At 66.5% G+C, this 22416-nt stretch carries 23 protein-coding genes; 9 read left to right on the forward strand and 14 right to left on the reverse strand.

The features are described 5' to 3' along the window. Positions 1 to 35: 35 nt before the first annotated feature. The 5 genes from rraA to FHS28_RS06900 all read right to left on the reverse strand — a co-directional run bounded on the left by rraA (position 36) and on the right by FHS28_RS06900 (position 4443). Positions 36 to 560: a ribonuclease E activity regulator RraA gene (gene rraA, locus FHS28_RS06880; protein ID WP_088449894.1), complete on the reverse strand. Its 525-nt coding sequence runs from the start codon at positions 558 to 560 to the stop codon at positions 36 to 38. Positions 561 to 630: 70 nt separating this feature from the next. Further along, a complete protein-coding gene (locus FHS28_RS06885) occupies positions 631 to 867 on the reverse strand; it encodes an RNA-binding S4 domain-containing protein (RefSeq protein ID WP_088449895.1) in 237 nt (78 codons plus the stop codon). A 4-nt stretch (positions 868 to 871) separates the two neighbouring features. Further along, positions 872 to 2599, reverse strand: coding sequence for a thiamine pyrophosphate-binding protein (locus tag FHS28_RS06890; RefSeq protein ID WP_088449896.1), 1728 nt, complete (start codon positions 2597 to 2599; stop codon positions 872 to 874). 243 nt (positions 2600 to 2842) lie between these two features. After that, a complete protein-coding gene (locus tag FHS28_RS06895) occupies positions 2843 to 3490 on the reverse strand; it encodes a DsbA family protein (protein ID WP_088449897.1) in 648 nt (215 codons plus the stop codon). A gap of 23 nt (positions 3491 to 3513) precedes the next feature. Continuing rightward, positions 3514 to 4443: an MBL fold metallo-hydrolase gene (locus FHS28_RS06900; protein ID WP_088449898.1), complete on the reverse strand. Its 930-nt coding sequence runs from the start codon at positions 4441 to 4443 to the stop codon at positions 3514 to 3516. A 110-nt stretch (positions 4444 to 4553) separates the two neighbouring features. Between FHS28_RS06900 and FHS28_RS06905 the strand changes: the two genes are divergently transcribed. Then, positions 4554 to 5474 carry a LysR family transcriptional regulator gene (locus tag FHS28_RS06905; protein ID WP_088449899.1) on the forward strand — a complete coding sequence of 307 codons (921 nt, stop codon included), beginning with the start codon at positions 4554 to 4556 and terminating at the stop codon, positions 5472 to 5474. Positions 5475 to 5489: 15 nt separating this feature from the next. Here FHS28_RS06905 and FHS28_RS06910 read toward each other — a convergent pair whose 3' ends face one another. Continuing rightward, positions 5490 to 6008 carry a chemotaxis protein CheW gene (locus FHS28_RS06910; protein WP_246409782.1) on the reverse strand — a complete coding sequence of 173 codons (519 nt, stop codon included), beginning with the start codon at positions 6006 to 6008 and terminating at the stop codon, positions 5490 to 5492. A 259-nt stretch (positions 6009 to 6267) separates the two neighbouring features. Beyond that, entirely contained in the window at positions 6268 to 6705 is a 438-nt protein-coding gene (locus FHS28_RS06915; protein ID WP_088449901.1) for a hypothetical protein, read from the reverse strand. Between the two features lie 319 nt (positions 6706 to 7024). Here FHS28_RS06915 and FHS28_RS06920 point away from each other — a divergent pair, with 319 nt between their 5' ends. Beyond that, positions 7025 to 7615 (forward strand): DUF3455 domain-containing protein, encoded by a 591-nt coding sequence (locus tag FHS28_RS06920; RefSeq protein WP_088449902.1) that lies wholly within the window; start codon positions 7025 to 7027, stop codon positions 7613 to 7615. Here FHS28_RS06920 and choxAB read toward each other — a convergent pair. Together choxAB and FHS28_RS06930 are read right to left on the reverse strand one after the other, a co-directional pair. Next, positions 7582 to 9363: a cholesterol oxidase gene (gene choxAB / locus FHS28_RS06925; RefSeq protein WP_088449903.1), complete on the reverse strand. Its 1782-nt coding sequence runs from the start codon at positions 9361 to 9363 to the stop codon at positions 7582 to 7584. The two genes, FHS28_RS06920 and choxAB, sit on opposite strands and share 34 nt — an antisense overlap. Before the next feature lie 73 nt (positions 9364 to 9436). Beyond that, positions 9437 to 10972: a methyl-accepting chemotaxis protein gene (locus tag FHS28_RS06930; RefSeq protein WP_246409697.1), complete on the reverse strand. Its 1536-nt coding sequence runs from the start codon at positions 10970 to 10972 to the stop codon at positions 9437 to 9439. Positions 10973 to 11190: 218 nt separating this feature from the next. On the opposite strand from FHS28_RS06930, the gene FHS28_RS06935 reads away from it, so the two are divergent. The 4 genes from FHS28_RS06935 to FHS28_RS06950 all read left to right on the forward strand — a co-directional run bounded on the left by FHS28_RS06935 (position 11191) and on the right by FHS28_RS06950 (position 13397). After that, positions 11191 to 12087 (forward strand): metal-dependent hydrolase, encoded by an 897-nt coding sequence (locus FHS28_RS06935; protein ID WP_088449904.1) that lies wholly within the window; start codon positions 11191 to 11193, stop codon positions 12085 to 12087. A 253-nt stretch (positions 12088 to 12340) separates the two neighbouring features. Next, positions 12341 to 12745, forward strand: a complete 405-nt coding sequence (locus FHS28_RS06940) for a DUF3224 domain-containing protein (protein ID WP_088449905.1) — start codon at positions 12341 to 12343, stop codon at positions 12743 to 12745. Positions 12746 to 12765: 20 nt separating this feature from the next. Further along, complete coding sequence (locus tag FHS28_RS06945; RefSeq protein ID WP_088449906.1) at positions 12766 to 13110, forward strand: class I SAM-dependent methyltransferase; 345 nt, start codon at positions 12766 to 12768, stop codon at positions 13108 to 13110. Further along, positions 13110 to 13397: a hypothetical protein gene (locus FHS28_RS06950; RefSeq protein ID WP_088449907.1), complete on the forward strand. Its 288-nt coding sequence runs from the start codon at positions 13110 to 13112 to the stop codon at positions 13395 to 13397. The genes FHS28_RS06945 and FHS28_RS06950 overlap by 1 nt, the downstream gene beginning before the upstream one ends. A gap of 5 nt (positions 13398 to 13402) precedes the next feature. On the opposite strand, the gene FHS28_RS06955 is transcribed toward FHS28_RS06950, so the two are convergent. Both FHS28_RS06955 and FHS28_RS06960 read right to left on the reverse strand, forming a co-directional pair. Beyond that, positions 13403 to 13657 (reverse strand): hypothetical protein, encoded by a 255-nt coding sequence (locus FHS28_RS06955; protein WP_088449908.1) that lies wholly within the window; start codon positions 13655 to 13657, stop codon positions 13403 to 13405. Positions 13658 to 13730: 73 nt separating this feature from the next. Then, a complete protein-coding gene (locus FHS28_RS06960; protein ID WP_088449909.1) occupies positions 13731 to 14957 on the reverse strand; it encodes an MFS transporter in 1227 nt (408 codons plus the stop codon). A gap of 69 nt (positions 14958 to 15026) precedes the next feature. On the opposite strand from FHS28_RS06960, the gene FHS28_RS06965 reads away from it, so the two are divergent. From FHS28_RS06965 to FHS28_RS06975, 3 genes are all read left to right on the forward strand, one after another. After that, positions 15027 to 15854, forward strand: coding sequence for an AraC family transcriptional regulator (locus FHS28_RS06965; RefSeq protein ID WP_246409700.1), 828 nt, complete (start codon positions 15027 to 15029; stop codon positions 15852 to 15854). Between the two features lie 48 nt (positions 15855 to 15902). Continuing rightward, positions 15903 to 17003 (forward strand): quinolinate synthase NadA, encoded by a 1101-nt coding sequence (gene nadA / locus FHS28_RS06970; RefSeq protein WP_088449910.1) that lies wholly within the window; start codon positions 15903 to 15905, stop codon positions 17001 to 17003. Positions 17004 to 17094: 91 nt separating this feature from the next. Continuing rightward, complete coding sequence (locus FHS28_RS06975) at positions 17095 to 17382, forward strand: late competence development ComFB family protein (RefSeq protein ID WP_088449911.1); 288 nt, start codon at positions 17095 to 17097, stop codon at positions 17380 to 17382. 74 nt (positions 17383 to 17456) lie between these two features. Here FHS28_RS06975 and nadB read toward each other — a convergent pair whose 3' ends face one another. The 3 genes from nadB to FHS28_RS06990 all read right to left on the reverse strand — a co-directional run bounded on the left by nadB (position 17457) and on the right by FHS28_RS06990 (position 22406). Continuing rightward, positions 17457 to 19070: an L-aspartate oxidase gene (gene nadB / locus FHS28_RS06980; protein WP_088450616.1), complete on the reverse strand. Its 1614-nt coding sequence runs from the start codon at positions 19068 to 19070 to the stop codon at positions 17457 to 17459. Positions 19071 to 19179: 109 nt separating this feature from the next. Continuing rightward, the gene (gene paaZ / locus FHS28_RS06985) at positions 19180 to 21252 is read right to left on the reverse strand and encodes a phenylacetic acid degradation bifunctional protein PaaZ (RefSeq protein ID WP_088449912.1); all 2073 of its coding nucleotides are present in this window, start codon (positions 21250 to 21252) and stop codon (positions 19180 to 19182) included. Beyond that, positions 21249 to 22406, reverse strand: coding sequence for an ABC transporter substrate-binding protein (locus FHS28_RS06990; RefSeq protein ID WP_088449913.1), 1158 nt, complete (start codon positions 22404 to 22406; stop codon positions 21249 to 21251). The genes paaZ and FHS28_RS06990 overlap by 4 nt, the downstream gene beginning before the upstream one ends. Between the last annotated feature and the right edge of the window lie 10 nt (positions 22407 to 22416).

Raw genomic sequence — 22416 nt, forward strand, 5'->3', positions numbered from 1 at the left:
CGCTGCGCCCGTCCCGCCTGGTGCGCCTGGTACGCCTAGTGCGCCGGATGCGCCGGCCCCGGCGTGATCACCACACCGTCTTCATCAGCGTAGATCCATTCGCCGGGCCGCAACCACTGGCCCTCGATCTGCACCGGCACGTCTTCGACGCCCTGCGCTCGGCGGTCCGTGGGCATCGGCACATGCCCCAGCGCAAAGATGCCCACCGGCGCGGCCTTGAGCTCCGCCAGATCCCGCACCGCACCATGGATGAGCACGCCCGCCCACCCATTCTTGGCCGCGCTCGCGGCGAGGTTGCCCCCCAGCAGAGCCCGGCGCAGTGACCCGCCGCCATCGACCACCAGCACCCGCCCGGCACCAAAGCTTTCCACCGCGGCCTTGACCCGCGAGTTGTCCTCCAGGCACCGCACCGTGGCGATGGGGCCGGCGAAGCGGTCAAAGCCCCCATAGCTGCGGTAGAGGCTGCCCGGCAACCAGCGGATCGAGCCGCTGGTGTCGGCCTTCAGCGAGTCACACAGATCGCAGGTGGAAAACCCGATGCTGGGAATGGGAGAGGTCATCTGAAAACTCCGTCAGGGCCCAGACGCATCGTCCGCGGCACACCCGCGGTCCGGCGCGGGCCAGTGAAGATCAGGGGGCGGCAGCCACTTCAATCCGTTGCCCGGCGAAGGCGACCACCTGGCCCGCGCGGATCTTGGCGGTCTTGCGCAGTTCGGTGGCACCGTCCACCTGCACCTGGCCTTCGCTGATCAGGTGACGCGCGGCGCCGCCGCTGTCGACCAGGCCGCAGGCCTTGAGCAGCTTGTCGAGCTCGATGAACTCGCCACGCAGGGTGAAGGGGATGGAAGGGGCGGCAGAAGAAGACATGCGCTCATTGTCCCCGAGCCTGGGCCTGCCGATCGAGGGCGGCCTCCCGGATTCGGGTGAGCGTGGTGCGGCTGGTGGATACGTCCACCGGCAGCTTGATGTGGATGAGCGTCGGTTGCTGGCTTCGCACGGCTTCCCGCAGCGCCGGTTCCACCGCTTCCGTGTGCTCGGCGGTCAGGCCGGACCAGCCGTAAGCGCGCGCCAGCGCGGCGAAGTCGGGGTTGTGCAGATCGCTGCCGCTGGTGCGGCCTGGATATTCACGTTCCTGATGCATGCGGATGGTGCCGTAGCTGCCGTTGTCCACCACGATGCAGATCAGCCGGCGTGCGCCGTGCGCCATGGCGGTGGCCATCTCCTGGCCGGTCATCAGGAAGTCGCCGTCACCGGCGATGTTGACCACCCAGCGGTCTTTCTGGAGCAGGCTGGCGGCGACGGCAGCCGGGAAGCCATAGCCCATGGCGCCGCTGGTGGGCGCCAGCTGCGTTCGGCCGCCCTGGTGCAGGGCCGGATAGCGGTGGAAACGATGCAGCCAGCCGCTGTAATTGCCCGCGCCATTAGTGAAGATCGTGTCGGGCGGCAGCAGGCGGTTCAGCAGCTGGATGACGGCCGTCATGTCCATCGGCTGGACCGGCGTGCCCTGCTGATTGCGCTGGTAGTCCGCATGCGCGGCGGACGTCCATTCGGTCCATGGGAAGACGAAACTGTCGTCCGGTCGCAGGGTCTGGAGCGCCAGTGCCGCCACACTCATGCTGGCCTGGATGACCTGGTCGGCGGCATACACCCGGCCCAGTTCTTCCGCACCGGCATGGAGGTGCACCAGCTGCTGATGCGGGCGAGGCGGCTGGAGAAGTTCATACCCCCCGGTGGTCATCTCCCCCAGACGCGGGCCGACGGCAAGGATCAGGTCGGCGTCCTTCACGCGCTGGGCCAGCGCCGGATTGATGCCGATGCCGACGTCGCCTGCGTACAGCGCATCGCGATTGTCGAACAGGTCCTGGCGCCGGAAGACGCAGGCGACCGGCAAGTGCCAGGTGCGGGCGAAGTGCTGCAGGGCTTCGGTGGCTTGTGGTGTCCAGCCGCCGCCGCCCAGCAGCAGCAGCGGACGCTCTGCATTCTCCAGGCGGGCCTGCAGGGCCATCAGATCGTGCGGAGAGGGCCACGCGACCGCAGGCGTGACCCGCGGCAGCACCGGGGCGGCCGTGAGCGAGGTGAGCATGTCTTCGGGCAAGGCCAGCACCACCGGCCCCGGGCGTCCCTGCTGGGCCGTATGGAAGGCGCGGGCGATGTACTCCGGCAACCGGTCGGCGTCCTCCACTTCGGCCACCCATTTGGCCATGCCGAGGGTGCCGGGGCCGAACATCTGGCGGTAATCGACTTCCTGGAAGGCTTCGCGATCGCGTTGGTCGGAGGCCACCTGGCCGATGAGCAGCACCATCGGCGTGGAGTCCTGGAAGGCCGTATGCAGGCCGATGCTGGCATTGGTGGCGCCGGGGGCGCGGGTGACCAGGCAGACGCCGGGCCTTCCGGTCAGCTTGCCGGCGGCCTCGGCCATGAAGGCAGCGCCGCCCTCGTGGCGGCAGCCGATGAAGCGGATCCTGTCGCGGTGCTCATGCAGGCCGTCGAGCACGGCGAGGTAACTTTCACCAGGGACACCGAAGACGGTGGTGACCCCCTGGGCCATCAGGGCCTCGACCAGCGCGTGGCCGGCCAGTCGCGAGTGGGTGATCGTCATGGGCTGACTGTAGCGGCTCTGCGTCAGGCTTTCACTCCCTTCCTCGCGCCAAGTCGTCGAACAGTGTCAGAGCCTCGTCTCTCGACGCCTGGCAGACCTTGGAACTGTGTATGGCGGCCAGCAGTCATGCATTGATCTGCTCGCCTTAGAGGCCGCTGACCCTGTGCATCTTCGCCAGTTCAAGGGAGGCGTCTCCGTCGCCTGCCGCATGCACGGCGGCTCCGAGCCATCGGACGTCCAGCGCTAGCGGTCTCCCAGCAGTGAATCAAGCGCCCGATTCAATGCCTCCAGCGTCGCGCCGGTCCCGGGCAGCCGGTGCACCGCATCGCCGCGGACGAAGAGCAGCGTTGGATAGCTGCTGACGCCCAGCCGCTGAGCCCGCTCGAAGTCCGCGAGCGCCCATGACCGCGCGGTGCCGTCGTCCAGGCAGCGCAGCACCTGAGCCTCGTCCAGCCCACCCGCTCGGGCGACCGCTGCCACAGTGTCGACCGAAGACAAACTCTCACCGCGCTCATAAAAAGCCGCCTGCAATGCATGGGCCCAATGCAATGCACGGTCCGGGGCCTGCGCACGAAGTGCCGCCAGCGCAGCGGCCGCGTCGAGCGAGTCCATCACCAGGTCGCCCTGACGCAGCACGGCCTGATAGTCGTCGCCGAACACAGCGCCTGTCATGGCCGCGATGCGGTCATTGGCCTCGGCAATGAAAGGATAGTGAGAGAGCGGAGCGGCGCGCGGTCCGATGAACAGGCCGCCGCTGATCACCGCGAAGGCGACTCGATGTCGATTGGCCACTTCGAAGTCACTGACCCGCTTCGAGAATCCCCAGCACCAGCCACAGTAGGCATCCATCACATAGAGGACGGTCGGTCCAGGTTGCGTCTGCGTATTCATTCGGTGTTCCGGCGTTTCATCCATCACCAGGCCATCTCGCCCTTGGCCACTTTGGCGCCAATGTCCAAAGCAATGCCGAGCCCCGCGTCCGGATAGGCGGCCTTCATGGTGTCGATCAATTCCGCGCTGTTCTTTGTTGTCTTCAGCGCCGCATCCCAGCGCTGCAGATAGGTCTGTGTGTAGACCACCTGGGACACGTCTTCCACCGCGCCCGGTGCCGAGTGCCCCGGTACCACCACCTTCGGCTGCAGCGCGGCAATGTCGCTGAGCTTGCGCGCCCAGGCCGCGCGGTCTTCAGCACTGGTGGCATCTGCCGTCCAGACGTGCAGTCCGCCAAACACGTTCACGCCGCCCACCACCGCCTGGATCGACGGAATCCACACATAACTGCGATGCGGGAGCCGGTCGTCCGTGCCGCGGATCTCCAGCGTCTGTCCTTCCAGTTCCAGCGCGTCGGTGTTCAGGACCTCGGGCAGGCTCACGCCCTGCGGCGCATTGGCACCCATCTTCGGCGGCCAGAAGGCCAGCTTGGTCGGCAGTGTGGCTTCGATCTTCCTGACTGTGGCAGCAGTGGCGACCACCCTGGCCTGCGGGAAGTACGACTTCAGCAGGTTGATCCCAAAGTAGTAATCCGGGTCCGGCTGGCTGATGTAGATGGTCTTCAGCGTCTTGTGGCTGTCCAGCACCATCGCCGCAATGCGCAGGGCATCCGCACGGGTGAAACCGGTGTCGAGCAGCACCGCATCCGTCTTGCCGGACACCAGCACCGAATTGACATGGAAGCTGTCGGCACCGGCGTGATAGACGGACAGGCTCAGCGGCGAGGCCTGAACTTCGGGAAGGGGCTGAGATTGGGATGGGGCCTGAGCCTGGGCAACGCCCGCATTCAAGGTCAGTGCGGCAGCCGCAGCGGCAGTGCCAGCCGCGCTGGCAAGGGTATGAAGCACAGTCATCGATATCTCCTGAACGGCAGAACGTTTGCCATGTCGCTGACTGTATTGAGTAGCTTAACGGCGATAAACTTCATCCCAATTGAATAATTGTCAACTGAATCGAGCCAATCGTGGACCGTCTCACTGCCATGCAGGTGTTCGTTGAGATCGTTGACCGCGGCAGCGTGAGTGCGGCTGCCGATGCGCGGGACATGTCGCGCGCCATGGCCAGCCGCTATCTGGAAGGCCTGGAAGACTGGCTGGGCGTGCGGCTGCTTCACCGCACGACGCGGCGACTCACATTGACGGACGCCGGTCAGCAGGCCCTGATCACCTGCCGCGAGATGCTCCACCTGGCCGACGATGTGGTGGCCCAAGCGGGTTCTGGAAGTGTGGAAGCGCAGGGGCGGTTGCGGCTGACGTCGTCTCCGACGTTTGCGTCAGCGCAATTGACGGCAGCGGTGGTGGAGTTCCAGGCCTTGCATCCGAAGGTCGAGATCGACCTGATGATGGTGGACCGCACGGTGGATCTGGTCCAGGACCGTATCGACCTGGCCATTCGCATCAGCAATCGCGTGGACCCCACGCTGGTGGCGCGGCGTCTGGCCACGTGCCGGTCCGTGCTCTGCGCCTCGCCGGCCTACCTGAAACGAGCGCCGGCCTTGAAGCATCCCGACGATCTGCGCGCGCACGCCTGCGTCCTGCACAGCACTGGTTTTGCGCCCGCGTATCGACTGACCAAACGCTCGGCAAGTGACTTGGCGTCCGTCACCGTGCCGGTAAGCGGACCTCTCGTGGCGAATGAAACGGCGGTGGTGCTGTCCGCCGTCCAGGCGGGCGCCGGCATTGCGATGCTGCCGACCTATCTGATTGGCGATCAGCTGCTCGAGGGCCGCTTGCAGCAGGTGCTGCCGGAATACGAGCTCGACCCGATCGACATTCAGGCGGTGTATCTCACCCGGCGTCACCAACCGATGCCACTGCGGCTGCTGATCGAATTTCTCGCGCAGCGCTTTGGCGGAGACACGGCGCCGTGGGACCGGCGCCGGTGAAGGCCTTGAGTTGAATCAGTCCGCCAGCAGTTCCGGCGCATTGAACAGACCCATCTCCGGACTCATCAGCATGGCCTGGATGTCGGTGAGGATCAACAGCCGCTGATCATTGCCGCTGCCCAGACAACCCATGCCGAGGATATGGCCGGAGTCCACGGCGGATGACATCGTCGGCGCCGGCTTGATGTTGGCAGGCGCGATTTCCAGGACGTCAGACACCGAGTCCACCACCACGCCGATCACCCGGTCCATCACCGTCAGCACGATGACAACGGTGAAGTCGTTGTACTCGGCGGTGGCGCAGCCCAGCTTGAGCCGCAGATCCAGGATGGGAACGATGACGCCGCGCAGGTTGACCACGCCCAGCACAAAGGAAGGGGCATTGGCAATGCGGGTCGGGGCTTCGTAGCTGCGGATCTCCTGCACCGTCAGGATGTCGATGCCGTACTCTTCTCCGCCAAGCCGGAAGCTGAGGAACTCACGGGGAAGCGTGCGAGACGCTAACGCGTGCCCCACCCCTGCAGAAACCGGCATCAATGCGCCGGAGGCCCGGGAAGCCGTGCTGTGTTCAACGAGGGAGTTCATGGCAATGAAGGAGGTTGGAGTGATCGGAATGCCAATTGAAGTGGCATGGGCCGTACTGTCCTACATTCCCTGGCCATAAACGATCAAATTGATAAATTGAACCGGCGCTAGCGTGAAATCGGCTACCAAACAGGCAGGCGGCAGCGCCGGAAGAGCCGTCACTCCGCTGTCGCCAGGCCCACACGGAGCCACGAACGCCCGATCGGCGTCAGGTCGTGGCGCCCGCTTCCCGGTTGCGCGCCGCTGAAGTGGATGCGGCGAGACTGGCCGCTGCGGCTTTCTTGCGACCCCATGCCGTCAGCGCATGCAGGCCTGCCCCCACCAGCAGCAACAGCACGGTACCGAGCGCCCACACCACCCAGGCCAGGACCGTCAGCCCACCGGCCAGCGCGGGCACCGACTGCAGCAGGCTCTCCAGCATCGGACCCAACTGGGTCATCCATGTCGTCAGCGCCTGTGTGACGGCCGTGGGGACCCAGGGCTCCAGCCACGCGGGCAGCGAGACCGACACCGCGCCGCCCGCCATCCCGGACAGCACGCCGGCCTGAGAAACCGCCCACACCGCGACTGCATGCAGCGTCCAGGTCGCGAGGGACCAGAGCGCGAGCAGCATGGCCACGATGAACCAACCAATGGCGTAAAACATGAAGTGTCCCCTCTGCAAGAAAACGGAATGGCTTCCAGGCTTTGCATCGACTCCCGAGGAAGGCGTGCCCGATCTCCCTCAGTGTGGGGACGGCGCCCTCCAGGACAAACCAGCATTCCGCAAAAGAAACGTTCGGTTTTTCCACAAGCGCTGCCCCGGTGGTGCGCTCAACTGCGGCTTCTGCGGCGCATCACTGGAAAGCCGTCCGCGCCTGCTTGCTTTTCCGGCATTCGCACAGATCCAAGGTCGAGCGGGGCCCGTACATCGAACTGGAGGTGGGGCGACGCATCCGCCTCCTTCATCAACATGAGGAGCTGCAATGTCTACAGTGTTCCCCCGCGTAACCCGTCTGGCCACCCTGGCCGCCGGTCTGGCGCCCGTCCTCCTGCTGGGCGCGTGCGCCATGTCTGGCTCCAGCGCGAGCAAGGCGCCGGCGTTTTCTCAAGCCGGCCTGCCTGCACCGGTGCAAGTGCCGGACGGCCACAAGGTGGCACTCGAGACCGTGGGCGTCGGCAAGATCACCTATGAATGCCGCGCGAAGAAGGATGCGGCCGGTCAATACGAATGGGCCTTTGTCGGGCCGGACGCTGGCTTGAAGGACCGCCAGGGTCAGATGGTCGGCAAGTACTACGGCCCGCCGGCGACCTGGGAGGCGAAAGACGGCTCCAAGGTGACCGGCACCCAGGTGGCAGTGGCCCCCGCCAGCGCCGGCAGCATTCCGCTGCAACTGGTCAAGGCCAATCCCGCCATGGGCATGGGCGCGATGCAGGGCGTGAGCTATATCCAGCGCGTCGCCACCCAGGGGGGCGTGGCGCCGCAGTCCCCCTGCGACGCCAGCACCATGGGCCAGAAGCAGGTGGTGAACTATCAGGCCGATTACATCTTCTGGAGCCCGCTCGCCGCGAAGTGAGGTGAGGCGGTTTTTGATCCCGCCGGCGGAATGTGGGCCATGGCCCGCTCCGCCAGTGCCGTGATGGTGAGGCTGGGATTCACCCCCAGGTTGGCTGCCAGCATGGAGCCGTCAACGATGTACATGTTGCGATAGCCAAAGACCCGGTTGTGGGCATCACACACGCCCTCTTCCGGTGTGCGGCCCATGGCGGCGCCGCCCATGCAGTGGGCCGTCATCGGCACGTTGAACAGAATTTCGGTGAGCGTGGTCTGGGCAATGCCTCCGGTCGCCTGCGCGGCCTTGACCGCGAATGCATTGGCCGCCGGAATGAAGGTCGGAATGCGCTGGCCGTGGGTCACCAAGGTCTTTGAAAACGGCCAATACCAAGGGCGACGCCACTGCATGGACAAGTGGCCTTCCAGGGTCTGCATGCAAAGGAAGATAACGGTCTCCTGCGCCGACCCAAACGGCGACATGGCGCGCAGCGTCTGCGCCGGCTTCGTCACCAGCTGCTTGACCAGCGTCGCCAGCCAGACACCGATGCGGCTGAGCCCCGGACGCCCCAGCGTCATGACCGTCGTGAGCAGCGACATCGCATCCGACCCCTTGGGGTAGCGCACCGCCTCGATGTGAGTGTTTTCGTCGATATAGATGCCGGAGCCGATGGCAATGCCGTCCGACAGATCCTGGCGCCCGCCGGGATAGCGCACAGCGATCAAGGACTCCGCATTCGTTCGAACCCGAGCGCCAAGCGCTTGGGAAATGTGCGGCAGCGAGCCACGGTCGCGAAGGCGGAACAGCATCTCCTGCGTCCCCAGCGAGGAGGCCGCCCACACCACTGAAGTGGCTCGAAAGCGCCGGGTGACATGCCGTTGTCCCGGCGTCATGGAAACAGTGTCAATCACATAGCCGTCAGAGCCGTCGTCTGCGCCTTCCGGCCGGACGTCCACGACGCGCGTCTCCGCCAACACCTGCGCGCCTTTGCGCTCCGCGAGGTAGAGATAGTTTTTGTCGAGCGTGTTCTTGGCGTCATGCCGGCAACCCACCATGCAGCCGCCGCAGGCGATGCAGGACTGACGGGGGGGGCCTTCCCCGTTGAAATACGGGTCGGGATAGGTGGCCCCGGGGGCTTTCTGCGGATCACCAAAGAAGATGCCGACCTCGGTGGGATAGAAGCTGCCTTCCGCTCCCACTTCCCGCGCCATCTGCTGGAGCAGGCGATCGGCCGGTCCGAGGCGCTGATTGGTGGTCACCCCCAGCATCTGTTGCGCGCGGGCGTAGTGCGCCGGCATTTCCGCCTGCCAATCGGCCAGGCCGGCCCAGGTGCCTTCCCGCCAGACACGATCGGGCGGCACCAGCAGCGTGTTGCCATAGGTGATGGAGCCGCCGCCGACGGCATTGCCATGCAGCACCACCACATGCCGGAAGAACTGCATGTTGAAGAAACCGCGCAAGCCGAGGCGAGGCCGGTGGATCCATCGCGCGGTATCCCAGTTGGACTTGGGCAACGACTCGGCAGTCCAGCGGCGGCCCTGCTCCAGCACCGCGACCCGGTAGCCCTTTTCCGCCAGGCGCAGGGCGCTCACGCTGCCGCCAAAGCCGGAGCCGATGATGACGAAGTCGAAGTGGGGGTCGTGGCCGGCCTCGGATGGTGCCGTGCCGACGGGCGCGGAGGAAGACAACGACGAGGCCGAGGCTGAGGTCCCAGGCGCGGGCGCAGGTGTGCGCTTGGGTGCGGGCGCAGGTGAGGGTGAAGACAGGTCCATGGCGGAATCAGCGTGCTGACTTCAGTCTATCGGCCGACGTGCCAGCCAGGCCCCCGGGCGGACCCCGATGGTGTCAGCTCAGGCGGAACTGCCCGACCACCCCATTGAGCCGTTCGGACTGGAGCCGCAAAGTCTCCGCCGCCGCTGCGGACTGCTCCACCAATGCGGCATTCTGCTGGGTCATGCGGTCCAGTTCCGTCACCGCCTGGTTCACCTGCACAAGGCCCTGGCTCTGGTCGTGACTCGCCTTGTTGATCTGGTCAATCAGTTCACTGACGGCGCGGACCTCGCCGACCAACCGGCTCATGGTGGCGCCCGCCGCATCGACCTGACGGGTGCCGGTTTCCGCACCGCTCACGTTGTCGGCAATCAGGGTCTTGATCTCCTGCGCGGCATCGGCACTGCGCGTGGCCAGCATGCGCACCTCGGAGGCGACCACGGCAAATCCGCGCCCGTGCTCACCGGCCCGTGCGGCCTCCACTGCGGCGTTCAAGGCCAGGATGTTGGTCTGAAATGCGATGCTGTCGATCACCCCCAGGATGTCTCCAATGCGGCGGGAGCTGGCGGCGATGGCCGTCATGGTCTGCACCACATCGCTCACGGCGCGTCCCCCCTCGCCTGCCACGGCCGAGGCGCTGGCGGCCAGCGCTGCGGCCCGCCCGGCGGCCTCGGCATTGGCACGCACGGTGGATGTGAGCTGCTCCATCGTCGCGGCCGTTTCCTGCAGGCTGCCGGCCTGTTCTTCGGTGCGCTGGCTCAGGTCCATGCTGCCGGTGGCAATTTCCGAGGAGCCGGTGGCGATCAGGGCGGCACTGTCACGCACCTGGCCAACGATGCGGGACAGGTCTCCGGACATCTGCCGCAGCGCCGCCATCAGTTGCCCCGTTTCATCATGGCCGGTGCCGTCGATCCGGGCGGTGAGGTCGCCGGATGCCACGGCGCGGGTCACGTCCACCGCGCGGGTGAGCGGCAGGGCGATGCTGTGGCCCACGCGCGTGTTGAGCAGCAGGAGGATGGCGGCCGCCACCACCACCGCCACCACAAGCAGGATGCGGACCTGGCGCGCAGAACTTTCGCTGTCGGCACGTGTCTTTTCAGCCAGGGCACCGATCTGGTCGCTGAGGGATTCCATTTCCGACTCCAGCGCCTTGAAATCTTTGCTGAAGGTCGGCAGCCGGGCTTCTGCTGCGGGCGGATCCTTGAACGCCAGGTCCACCATCTGGCCGGCGCTGGTGATGTAGGCGTCCAGGCTGGTCTGCGTCTTGGCGATGGTGGCGTCGATTTCGGGGCCCAGCGAGAGCGACTTCAGCGCGGTCATGCGCTCGCGGAACTCCTTGGTGTGCTCGGCGGTTTCGGTCCGCACGGCCTGTTCTTCCGGTGAGCCGCTGTGGGCGCCGGTACGCAGGGCCAGATACACGTCCGCCCGGAGCGCGTCATGCATCATGTCGGCCTCGACCTGGCTGCGCAGGGCGGAACCGGTGCGTGTCAGTTCATGGGCGACCGCGTCCATCCGCGCAATGGAGGCATAGCCCAGCCCGCCCACCAGCAGCACAAAAAACAGGCCCACCAGGCTGAGCAACAGCATGCGCTGCCGGATCGTGGTTGTCATGAACATGCGTTCTCCCTTTGAGAAGCCCTTGCAGCCGTGAAGAAAAAGGGCCAGTGCGTTTCATTGTGTCCCGTCGCCTTGGGAACGACTATCCCTCCAAGGCACCGGAATTGCCTGAAATCCACTCCTTCAAGGATGGCTTCCCTCGCCTTGAGTATGAAAGCCCTTGCGCCGGGTCATGCTCCGGCGCTTCATCCACCCACCACCGGTCTTTCACCATGCAACGACTCCTTCCGTTCATTGCTGCCCTGGCGCTGGCGTTGCCGGCCTGGGCTCAAGATTCATCCAGCGCAGCCGCCTCGACCGCGCAGACGCGACACCCGGGCGGCACGCAAGGGGAGACGCTGAGGGAGCAACAAGGCAAGGTGCAAGGCCGGGTGCAGGTGCAGTGGCTCGGTCAGGCGGCCTTCAAGTTCACCAGCCCAGGCGGCAAGGTCATCGTGATCGATCCCTGGCTGACGACCAATCCGAAGACACCGCCGGAATTCAAGCAGCTCGAAGCGCTGGGCAAGGTGGATCTGGTGCTGGTCACCCACGGGCATAACGATCACGTGGCGGATGCGCCGGCCCTGGCCAGAATGAATGATGCGCCGCTGATTGCACCGGCTGGACTGGCACAGTCTCTCATTGCGCTGGACGTCGCGCCGAAGGCGCAGCGCATCAACAAAAGCGGCTCGCTGTCGCCGCTGGGCGATGGCATCAAGGTCACGCTGGTACAGGCCGAGCACAGCAGCGAGTATGTCTGGAAGAACCCCGGCACCAGCAAGGACGAGGTGCATGTCGGCGGTGAACCTGGCGGCTTCATCATTGAGTTCGAGAACGGCTTCAAGATCTGGCACATGGGCGATACCGGCGTCTTTGGCGACATGAAGCTGATTGCGCAGATGTATCGGCCGGACTTGGTGCTGATGCCGATTGGCGGCGGGCCGTTCGTCATGAACCCAACCGACGCCGCCATGGTCACGCGGGACTTCATTCAACCCAAGCTCGTGATTCCCATGCATTACGGGACCAACCCTCAATTGCCGGGCACTCCGGAAGCATTCATGAAGGCATTGGGGAAGACGCGAACCCTCGGGCGGGTGATGCAGCCGGGTGAGCAACTGGCGTTCTGACCCTGCGCGGTCCCTCTCGCGGGGGCCCCCTCACACCCCCTAGAAATACTGGATGGGCATCCAGCAGTTTGGGCTATGCTTGGCAGCCATGCCCCAATCATTCACTTCATTGCTGACCCCGCGAAGGGTCTTCGCCATCGTGCTGAGCGTCGCTTCGGCGGCGACGGTCTCTGCTCACGCAACTGACGCTGGAAGCGCCGCAAACACCCCTTCGGCCCCGCAACCCTCATCCGCCGCACCTCGGCCCACGCCCATGACCACCCTCGCCAAAGGCACCTTCGACGTCACCCTCGCTCAGGCCCCTGCCGCCGAAGGCACAGAAGCCGCGAAGCTGGGCCGCATGTCCATCCGCAAACAGTTTCACGGGGACCTGGAAGGTAGCAGCCTGGGCGAGATGCTGGCCGTTCGCACCGCCCTGCCCGGCTCGGCGGGCTATGTGGCCATGGAGCGGGTCGAGGGTCGTCTGGCCGGACGTAACGGCAGCTTTGCACTGATGCACATGGGGGAGATGAACCGCGGGCAGCAGCGGCTGACCGTGCAGGTCGTGCCAGACTCGGGCACCGGGGAGCTCACCGGCATCAGCGGGCTGCTCAGCATCGAGATCAAGGATGGCCATCACTTCTACGAATTCAGCTATCAGTTGCCCGCACAACCGTGAGCCGCTGGCCTGAAACTCGCATGGATGCAGCCACCGACCTGTTCTACGGCACCTACGCCGAGCGGTTGCGAGCACAACCGGAGTCGCCCCGCAGTGCCATGATGACGCTCGCGGAGCGTTGCTTCCGCCGAGGTGATGTCATCCTGGACGTGGGCGCCGGCAGTGGCCGGGACACCGCGGCCTTGCGGGCCCTGGGCATGGAGGCGGTGGGGGTGGAGCCGAATGAGGCGATGCGTGCCGGCGCCATCGCCGCCCATCCCGACCTGGCGGACCAACTGCGTCCGGGCGGACTTCCGGCCTGGGGCAGCCCTTTGCGGATCGATATCCGGATGGCTTTGATGGCATCGTGTGCAGCGCGGTGCTGATGCACATTGAACCGGCGGCGCTCGGACATGCGCTGCAGGCGTTGGCGTCCGCCCTCCGGTCCGCCACCGCTCCGCACCTGCTGTTGTCGCTCCCCGAGATGTCGCCCGACCGCTTGATCGACCACCGAGACCCCGACGGCCGACTGTTCTTCAATCACCACCCACAGCACGTTATCGAGCTGCTGCAGCCGCACGGCCTGACGCTTTGCGTGCACGAGATCAGCGATGCCGTGCTCGCCTCAACCGGAACGCGCTGGCATTCACTGGCATTCGCTCGCCTGCCTTGACGCGCTCAAGCCGACGGCCCCTTGTCTCCCCACCGCCACCGGGGCGGTTCCCCCTTGAGGTAGCACACGCCCAGCAGCAGGCCGCTGATCAGCGCCACATAGGCCATGAAGCCCCAGTGAGAATCCTGCGGGGGAAACACAAAGCTGCCTGCGACCAGCATCAGGATGAAACCCACCAGTGTGGCCTGTCCCTGCCACACCGTCGGAAAGCCCCATCCCCATCCGTACCGCTTTGCTGGAAACCAGTAGTTGTTGTGCATGGCGTGCTCCCGAGTTGCGATTCGAGTCTACGCCGCGAGGTGTCAAAACGGCATCAAAAATTGGCCGCCCGTGTCACGTCTTCCGGACCAGACTCGCTGCACCAATGCCGGCCAGCAGGGCGAGCGCAGCGCCCACAAACACGGCATTGTTCCAGTGCCGATCCATCAGCGCCCCAAAGATGGGCGCCGCCACCGCAAAGCCGGTGTCCAGCCCCGAATAGACCGTGCCATACACCCGGCCGGTGGCGCCCGGTGGCGCGGCCTTCTTGATCAGCATGTCGCGCGACGGGCCAGCCAGCCCGGTGCCAAAGCCGGCACAGGTGGCCGCCATCAGGGCCAGTCCGCCGGGCAGCCAGCCGCTGCCGGTCAGGGCCAGCAACGTGGCAGCACCCGTCATTGCCCACGCAATGTTGCGTTCGAGTTGCTGCGATCGCGCCACCAGGAAGCCGCCCAGCACCATGCCGATGGCGCCCGCCACCATGTAGCCGGTGACCACCCATTTGGTGAGGGTCAGATCCAGGCCATACATCGCGTTCAACGCGGGAGAGGCGAAGCTCTGGATCGCCGTCAGCGCCGCCGTGGTGAAAAAGAAGAAGGAGAAGCACAGCCACACCGATGGCAGACGCAGGAAGGCCATGGGATGCTCCGCGGGCGTCGTTGCGGCACCGGCCTTCTGGTGACTCCATTCGCCCTGGCTGTCGTCGATGGCATCGCGCTTGATCGCCAGCAGCAGCATCACCAGCAAGGCCCAGGCGGCCGTCGCCGCATAACCCAGCCGCCATTGCCCACCGGTGCCTTCATAGATCCACAACAGCAGCACCGGCGCCAGTGCCCAGCCGATGTTGCCGCTGATGCCGTGCACCGAAAACGCATGTCCCAGCCGCGCCTGCGATACCCGCTTGTTCAGGATGGTGAAGTCCACCGGATGGAAGGGTGAGTTGCCCAGCCCCGCCAGCACGGCGGCCAGCGCCAGGCCGGCGAAGCCCTGCGCCATGCCCGCCGCCGCCGAAGCCAGCACAAAGCAGCTCAAGGCCAGGAACAGGATGGGCCGCGCCCCGGTGCGGTCCACCAGGAAGCCGGACAGCGCCTGCCCCAAGCCACTGATGACGAAGAAAATGGTCACCAGCAGCCCCAGCTCCGAATAGCTCAAGCCGAACTCCCGCATGAAGACAGGGAACAGCGGCGGCAGCAGCATGTGGAAGAAGTGCGAGGTGCCGTGGGCCAGTCCGATCAGGCTGATCGTCTGGATGTCTCGTGTGGCGCTCTGAGCGGCGCCGATGGGCAAAGTGGCGGTGTTCATGTCCGCGATGTTGTCAGGGCCGGGCCGTCGCAATTACGATAGCCGGACAACTTCTGTCGAATTCTTGCCATGGCCGAATTGCCTCGCCCGGAAGGCCCCCGCCTACGGACCAGCGTGCCCCCGCTGGACCCCCGCCGCTACGCCCCCAGCGAGGCGCGGCCGGTGCGCGCCAAGTCCCGCAGCATGGGCAGCCACATGGACATCCAGGCGCACCGGCACGACTGGGGCCAGTTTGTCTTCTCCGTCAGCGGCGTGGTGCGTGTGAACACCGAGCGTGCCACCTTCCTGCTGCCGCCGTCCCGCGCCGTCTGGATTCCTGCCGGCGTGGAGCATGCGGTGACCGCGGTGGAGCGCTGCGAGCTGCGCACCCTCTACCTGCACCGTCCGCCCTCCGACAACGCCGTCTGGACCGACAACCGCGTGCTGGAGGTCTCGCCGCTGATGCGGGAGCTGGTGGTGCAGCTGGCGCTGGACGAGGTGCAGCTGGGCAGCACGGTCAGCGACCGGGAGCAATGGTTGTCGCATCTGATCCTCGACGAGATCCGCGGGGCCCGCAGCCTTCGCCTGGGGGTGGACCTGCCAACCGACAAGCGCCTGCGCCGCCTGTGTGAAGCCGTGCTGGAACATCCGCAGCGTTTCGCCACGCTGGAGGACTGGGCCGAGCTGGTGGGCGCCAGCGCCCGCACCGTCTCCCGCCTGTTCCGCCAGGAACTTGGCAGCAGCTATGCGCAGTGGCGGCAACAGGCGCTGCTGGCCGAAGCCCTGCGCCTGGCCGCGCATCGCAAGCCGATGGGCGTGATTGCGAGCGAACTCGGTTATGCCAGCGCCAGCGCGTTTTCAGCGATGGTGACCCGCACGGTCGGCATGCCGCCCAGTCGCTTCTTCGAGCAGGTCTGACGCAACCCCCTTCCCGGCAGGGCCCGCCGAATTCCCTAGAATCGCGCCATGGATCAGGTATTGCTCGATTTCGACCGCCAGGACGCCCAAGGCGCCACTTGCACCGCCCAGGCCTGGGCCAAGGTGCCGGCACCGCTCACGGCCAGCCAGCGACAGTCCCTCAAGCAGCGCGCCAAGGAATTGCTGGCCGCCAAAGGCGCCGTTCTCGTGGCCCACTACTACGTGGACGGCGACCTGCAGGACCTGGCCCAGGAAACCGGCGGCATCGTCTCCGACTCCCTGGAAATGGCCCGTTTCGGCCGCGACCATGCCGCCAGCACCCTGGTGGTGGCCGGCGTGCGCTTCATGGGCGAGACCGCCAAGATCCTCAGCCCCGAGAAGCGGGTGCTGATGCCCGACCTCGACGCCACCTGCTCGCTGGACCTGGGCTGCCCTGCCGACGACTTCAATGCCTTCTGCGACGCCCATCCGGACCGCACGGTGGTGGTCTACGCCAACACCAGCGCCGCAGTGAAGGCCCGTGCCGACTGGATGGTGACCAGCTCCTGCGCCCTGGAGATCGTCTCCGAACTAAAGGCGCGCGGCGAAAAGATTCTCTGGGCGCCGGACCGCCACCTGGGCCGCTACATCCAGGACCAGACCGGTGCGGACATGCTGATGTGGAACGGCGCCTGCATCGTGCACGACGAATTCAAAGGCCTGGAGCTGGAACTGCTGCGCGAGCAGCATCCGGGCGCGATGATCCTGGTGCATCCGGAATCCCCCGCCTCGGTCGTGGCCCAGGCGGACGTCGTGGGCTCCACCTCCGCCCTGATCAAGGCCGTGGTGGAGGGCAAGGCCCGTGAATACGTGGTGGCCACCGACAACGGCATCCTGCACCGCATGCGCCAGCTGGCGCCGGACAAGGTGCTGATTGAAGCGCCGACCGCCGGCAACAGCGCCACCTGCAAGAGCTGCGCCCACTGCCCCTGGATGGCCATGAACGGACTGCAGGGCGTGGTGGACTGCCTCGAGCGCGGCCTGGGCGAGATCCAGGTGGACGAGCCGGTGCGGGGTCAAGCGCTGTCCTGCATCACCCGCATGCTGGACTTCACCGCCGCCCTCAAGGCCCGCACCGCGGGGATGACCCCGGGCATCGGGGCCGCCTGACCGGGCGGAGGGCGGGGGCTATCCAGGACGGCCGTCCGGCCTCTATGCTGTGGGCATGGCTGCCCCGGTGCAGCGCTTGACGAGACCCGCCATGGATTTCACCTCGCTCTACAACCACCACGAACGGGAAGTGTTTGCCGCGGTGATGGAGACCGCGCCGACCTATCCCGTCATCGAAGCCGATCCGGAACTGATGGCCGACGTGGCCTGTGTGGCGCTGAACCGCCTGCCACCCCGCTACATCCGCCATGCGGTCGATTACTCGTTCTACCTGACGGAGCAGGAGCGGCTGGACGTGAATGCCGCCATCAAGGAAGCAGTGAGCTACGCCTTCAACTTCGTGCAGGCCCGCAGCGTGTTGCGGGCCAAGCAGAAGTAGGTCAGCGCTCAGCGGCCCCTCGCCGCGCCCCAGCGCTCCCGCCACGCTCCCTCCACGCTCCGTCAGCGGCTCCCTCAGCGGCTCCCCGCGCCCTTCACCAGCACCGTTGGCAGACTGGCCGGCAGCGTGCGCGGATAGTCGCGGCTGAAATGCAGGCCGCGGCTTTCGTGCCGCAACAGCGCCGACCGCACGATCAGCTCGGCGCAATCGACCAGATTGCGCAGTTCCAGCAGGTCGCGGCTGACGCGGAAGTTGGCGTAGTAATCGTCGATCTCTCCGCGCAGCAGGTCGATGCGGTGCAGGGCCCGCTCCAGCCGCTTGGTGGTGCGCACGATGCCGACGTAGTTCCACATCAGCAGCCGCAGTTCATCCCAGTTGTGGGAGATGACCACCTGCTCGTCCGCGTTCTCGACCTGGCTCTCGTCCCAGGCCGGCAGCGGCGCCGCTTCGCCGGGCGCTTCGCCCAGGATGTCGTCGGCGGTCGTCCGGCCCAGCACCACGCATTCCAGCAGTGAATTGCTCGCCAGACGGTTCGCGCCATGCAGGCCGCTGTAGGCCGTCTCGCCGACGGCATACAGCCCCGGCAGGTCCGCCCGTCCCCGCAGGTCCGCCACCACCCCGCCGCAGGTGAAGTGCACCGCCGGCACCACCGGAATCGGCTGACGCGCAATGTCGATGCCCAGCGCCAGGCAGCGCGCATGCACCGTCGGGAAGTGCTCCTTGAGGAAGGCTTCGCCCAGATGGGTCGCATCCAGCCAGACATGGTCCAGGCCGTGTTTCTTCATCTCGAAGTCGATGGCCCGCGCCACGACATCACGCGGCGCCAGCTCCATGCGGGCATCGTGCGCTGCCATGAAGCGGGTGCCGTCCGGCAGCTTCAGATGACCGCCCTCCCCCCGCAGCGCCTCGGTGATGAGGAAGCTGCGCTCCTGCGGGTGATACAGGCAGGTCGGATGGAACTGGATGAACTCCATGTTGGCGATGCGGCAGCCCGCGCGCCACGCCATGGCGATCCCGTCCCCGGTGGAGGTATCCGGGTTGGTGGTGTAGCGGTAGACCTTGCCGGCACCGCCGGTGGCCATCACCACCGCCCGCGCGGCGATCGCCTCCACCCGCTGGGCGTCCATGTCCAGCGCATAGATGCCGTAGCAGCGGGACGGTTCGTCGCGCTGCACGTGGCGGGAGGTGATCAGGTCCAGCGCCATCCAGCGCTGACGCAGCTCGATGTTGGGATGCGCCCGGGCCTTGTCCAGCAGCGCATCGTGGATCGCCTTGCCGGTGGCGTCCGCCGCATGGGCGATGCGGCGCACCGCATGGCCGCCTTCGCGGGTCAGGTGCAGCCCCAGCGGCCCCTGCTCGTCGGCGGTGAAGGGCACGCCCTGGGCCACCAGCCAGCCCACCGCATCCGCGCTGCGCTCGGCGATGAAACGGGCGGTGGCCTCGTCCACCAGACCGGCGCCGGCTTCCTGGGTGTCCTTCACATGGCTGTCGATGCTGTCATCGCTGCCCAGCACGCCGACGATGCCCCCCTGTGCCCAGGCGGTGGCCGCCTCGGTGAGCTCACGTTTGGCCAGCACGATCACCGGGCAGGTGTCGGCCAGGTGCAGGGCCACGGTCAGACCGGCCAGGCCGGCCCCCACGATCACGACCGGGGCCTGCGGGGCGGCGGTCCGAACAGCAGCTGTCATCGTCATCGCCCGTTCATGAGGGCGTCATCGCTTGGGAGCTGGCGATTCTAGGACCGCCAGCGGGCCCCCGTCGGAACGCGGCGATGACAGGCGGCTGGCTGCCGGTCTTTCAGGCCTGCGCCGCTTCCGCTTCCGGCCGTTTGGCCACCAGCGTCAGGATGTCGTAGCTGGCCACCAGCTCGCCATGCTGATTGGTCACCTGCACGTCCCAGGCCACCACGCCTTGCGGCGGCTGGTCGGGGCGATTGCCGCGGTCGATGCGGCGCTTGCAGGTCAGGCGCGCCTGGATCGTGTCGCCAATGGCCACCGGATTGACGAAGCGCAGCGTGTCCAGCCCGTAGTTGGCCAGCACCGGTCCCGGCGCGGGCGACACGAACAGACCGGCGGCCGCTGACAGCACGAAGTAGCCGTGGGCGATGCGCTTGCCAAACTGGGTGTCCTTGGCGGCCACTTCGTCGAAGTGCATGTAGAAGTAGTCGCCGGAGATGCCGCCGAAATTCACGATGTCCGCTTCGGACACGGTGCGGCGATGGGTCAGCAGCGAATCACCGACCTGGATCTCCTCGAAGTACTTGCGGAAGGGATGCACCACGTCCTCGCGTACCGCGCCCCCGCGCACATACTCGCCGGTGATGGCGGTGAGCATGGTAGGCGAGCCCTGCACCGCACAGCGCTGCAGGTAATGCTTGACCGCGCGGATGCCACCGAGTTCTTCGCCGCCGCCTGCGCGGCCCGGGCCGCCGTGCTTGAGCATCGGCAGCGGCGAGCCATGGCCGGTGGATTCGGCCGCGGCCTCGCGGTCCAGTACCAGCAGCCGGCCGTGGAAGGCCGCGGCATGCAGCACGGCCTGCGCGGCCAGCGCAGGGGTGTGGGTCACGACCGAGCCCACCAGGGAGCCGCGTCCCTTGGCCGCCAGGGCCAGGGCTTCGTCGAAGTCGTGATAGGTCATCAGCGTGGAGACCGGACCGAAGGCTTCGACGTTGTGCACCGCTTCGTTGTGCATCGCATCACGACACAGCAGCAGGGTCGGGGCGAAGAAAGCGCCGTCGCCGACGCCCTCGCCCACCGGCGCGAAGCCATCGCGCTCGCCAAAGACGATCTCATTGCCGCGAGCCAGCTGCGCCAGCCGCTCGGCCACATCGCGCTGCTGATCCTTGGAAGCGAGCGCGCCCATGCGCACGCCCTCCACCGCCGGATCGCCGATCTTGACCTTCGCCAGGCGCTCCCGCAGCGCGGCGGCCACGGCGTCCACCTGCGACGCCGGCACGATGGCGCGGCGGATGGCCGTGCACTTCTGGCCGGCCTTGGCGCTCATCTCGCGGAACACTTCCTTCACGAACAGGTCGAACTCCGGCTCCCCGGGCTGGACGTCCGGTGCCAGGATGGCGCAGTTCAGGCTGTCCGCTTCCGCATTGAACGGAATGCTGCGACGCACCAGGTTCGGATTGACGCGCAGCTGGGCCGCGGTGTCCGCCGAGCCGGTGAAGGTCACCACGTCGGTTTCGAGCAGCCGGTCCAGCAGGTCGCCGGAACTGCCGATGATCAGCTGCAACGCCCCGGCGGGCAGCAGCCCGGAGTCTTCGATCATGCGCACGCAGGCCTGGGCCACATAGCTGGTGGCAGTGGCCGGCTTGACGATGCAGGGCATGCCCGCCACGAAGCTGGGCGCGAACTTCTCCAGCATGCCCCACATCGGAAAGTTGAAGGCATTGATGTGGACCGCCACCCCGCGCCGCGGCACCAGCACATGGGTGCCCATGAACTGGCCCTGCTTGCCCAGCGGCGTGGCCGGTCCTTCATGCACCACATTGCTGGACGGCAGTTCGCGCCGCCCCATCGAGGCGTAGGCGAACAGCGTGCCAATGCCGCCTTCCACGTCGATCCACGAATCGGCGCGGGTGGCGCCAGTGTGGGCGGAGATGGCGTAAAGCTCCTCCTTGCGCTCCATCAGATAGGCGGCCAATGCCTTGAGCATGGCGGCGCGCTGCTGATAGTCCAGCGCCAGCAGCGAAGGCAGGGCCTGACGCCGCGCGAAATCGAGACCCTCGCCGAAGTCGAGTTCCTCGGCATGGGTCTGCGCCACCAGCCGCCCGTTGACGGCGCTGTGCAGCCCGCGGGCCGCGCTGCTGCCGACCCAGCGGCCGGCGATGAGACTTTGGAGGACAGGAGGAGACATGCTCATGGCTGGTACTTCCAGGTGCCGTTGTCGATCTTCACCATCACGCGGGCGCGCTGATCCAGGCCCAGATGGTCATTGGGAGACATGGTGAACACACCATGCGCGCCGGGCAGTTCCTTGACGCCTTCGAGCGCATCCCGCAGGGCCGCGCGGAACTGCGGTGTGCCGGGCTGCGCCTTCTTCAGGGCGACCGGAATGGCCGACTGCAGCAGCAGGCCGGCGTCCCAGGCATGACCGCCGAAGGTGGACACGCTGCCCTTGCCGAAGCTGGCTTCATACCGGGTCACGTAGTCCTTGGCGCTCTTCTTGGCGGGATGGTCGGCGGGCAACTGGTCCACGACCAGCACCGGGCCGGCGGGCAGGAAGGTCCCTTCCACATCCTTGCCGCCAATGCGCAGGAAGTCGTTGTTGGCCACACCGTGGGTCTGATAGAACTTGCCGGCGAAGCCGCGTTCCTTCAGCGTCTTCTGCGGCAGTGCAGCGGGCGTGCCGCTGCCGCCCACCAGCACCGCATCGGGGCGGGCCGACAGGATCTTCAGCGCCTGGCCGGTGACCGAGGTGTCGGTGCGGTTGTAGCGCTCATTGGCCACGATGCTCAGACCCTTGCTGGCCGCCACCTTGTTGAACTCCGCATACCAGCCTTCGCCGTAGGCATCGGCAAAGCCGATGTAGGCCACCGTCTTGACGCCCTGCGCCTGCATGTGACCGGCGATGGCCAGCGCCATCATGATGTCGTTCTGCGGCGTCTTGAAGACCCACTTGCGCTTGGCATCCATCGGCTCGACGATCCGGGCCGACGCGGCCATCGAGATCATCGGCACCTGCGCCTCGGAGACCGCATCGATCATCGCCAGCGAATTCGGTGTCACCGTGGAGCCCACCACCACATCCACCTTGTGCTCGGTGATGAGCTTGCGGGTATTGGCGACTGCCGTGGTGGTGTCGGACGCATCGTCCAGAATGATGTAGTTCACCTTCTGCCCGGCGATGGTCGTGGGCATCAGGCTGAAGGTGTTCTTTTCCGGAATGCCGAGCGAGGCGGCCGGACCCGTGGCCGAGACGCTCACCCCCACGTTGATGTCGGCCCGGGCCGCGCTGCCGAGCCCGAGCAGCGTGGCGCCGGCCAGCGCCAGCAGGGTCTTCTCGATGCGTTTCATGTTGTCTCCT

The organism is Roseateles terrae (assembly GCF_014192155.1).
Taxonomy (GTDB): domain Bacteria; phylum Pseudomonadota; class Gammaproteobacteria; order Burkholderiales; family Burkholderiaceae_C; genus Roseateles; species Roseateles terrae.

Coding starts and splice junctions, on each gene's coding strand:
- FHS28_RS06890 (WP_088449896.1), bottom strand. CDS start 2,599: ATGACGATCACCCACTCGCGACTGGCCGGCCACGCGCTGGTCGAGGCC.
- FHS28_RS06945 (WP_088449906.1), top strand. CDS start 12,766: ATGGATGCAGCCACCGACCTGTTCTACGGCACCTACGCCGAGCGGTTG.
- FHS28_RS06975 (WP_088449911.1), top strand. CDS start 17,095: ATGGATTTCACCTCGCTCTACAACCACCACGAACGGGAAGTGTTTGCC.
- FHS28_RS06920 (WP_088449902.1), top strand. CDS start 7,025: ATGTCTACAGTGTTCCCCCGCGTAACCCGTCTGGCCACCCTGGCCGCC.
- FHS28_RS06940 (WP_088449905.1), top strand. CDS start 12,341: ATGACCACCCTCGCCAAAGGCACCTTCGACGTCACCCTCGCTCAGGCC.
- FHS28_RS06930 (WP_246409697.1), bottom strand. CDS start 10,972: ATGACAACCACGATCCGGCAGCGCATGCTGTTGCTCAGCCTGGTGGGC.
- FHS28_RS06960 (WP_088449909.1), bottom strand. CDS start 14,957: ATGAACACCGCCACTTTGCCCATCGGCGCCGCTCAGAGCGCCACACGA.
- FHS28_RS06950 (WP_088449907.1), top strand. CDS start 13,110: ATGCACATTGAACCGGCGGCGCTCGGACATGCGCTGCAGGCGTTGGCG.
- FHS28_RS06910 (WP_246409782.1), bottom strand. CDS start 6,008: ATGCCGGTTTCTGCAGGGGTGGGGCACGCGTTAGCGTCTCGCACGCTT.
- rraA (WP_088449894.1), bottom strand. CDS start 560: ATGACCTCTCCCATTCCCAGCATCGGGTTTTCCACCTGCGATCTGTGT.
- paaZ (WP_088449912.1), bottom strand. CDS start 21,252: ATGAGCATGTCTCCTCCTGTCCTCCAAAGTCTCATCGCCGGCCGCTGG.
- FHS28_RS06955 (WP_088449908.1), bottom strand. CDS start 13,657: ATGCACAACAACTACTGGTTTCCAGCAAAGCGGTACGGATGGGGATGG.
- FHS28_RS06965 (WP_246409700.1), top strand. CDS start 15,027: ATGGCCGAATTGCCTCGCCCGGAAGGCCCCCGCCTACGGACCAGCGTG.
- nadA (WP_088449910.1), top strand. CDS start 15,903: ATGGATCAGGTATTGCTCGATTTCGACCGCCAGGACGCCCAAGGCGCC.
- choxAB (WP_088449903.1), bottom strand. CDS start 9,363: ATGGACCTGTCTTCACCCTCACCTGCGCCCGCACCCAAGCGCACACCT.
- nadB (WP_088450616.1), bottom strand. CDS start 19,070: ATGACAGCTGCTGTTCGGACCGCCGCCCCGCAGGCCCCGGTCGTGATC.
- FHS28_RS06895 (WP_088449897.1), bottom strand. CDS start 3,490: ATGAATACGCAGACGCAACCTGGACCGACCGTCCTCTATGTGATGGAT.
- FHS28_RS06915 (WP_088449901.1), bottom strand. CDS start 6,705: ATGTTTTACGCCATTGGTTGGTTCATCGTGGCCATGCTGCTCGCGCTC.
- FHS28_RS06935 (WP_088449904.1), top strand. CDS start 11,191: ATGCAACGACTCCTTCCGTTCATTGCTGCCCTGGCGCTGGCGTTGCCG.
- FHS28_RS06900 (WP_088449898.1), bottom strand. CDS start 4,443: ATGACTGTGCTTCATACCCTTGCCAGCGCGGCTGGCACTGCCGCTGCG.
- FHS28_RS06990 (WP_088449913.1), bottom strand. CDS start 22,406: ATGAAACGCATCGAGAAGACCCTGCTGGCGCTGGCCGGCGCCACGCTG.
- FHS28_RS06885 (WP_088449895.1), bottom strand. CDS start 867: ATGTCTTCTTCTGCCGCCCCTTCCATCCCCTTCACCCTGCGTGGCGAG.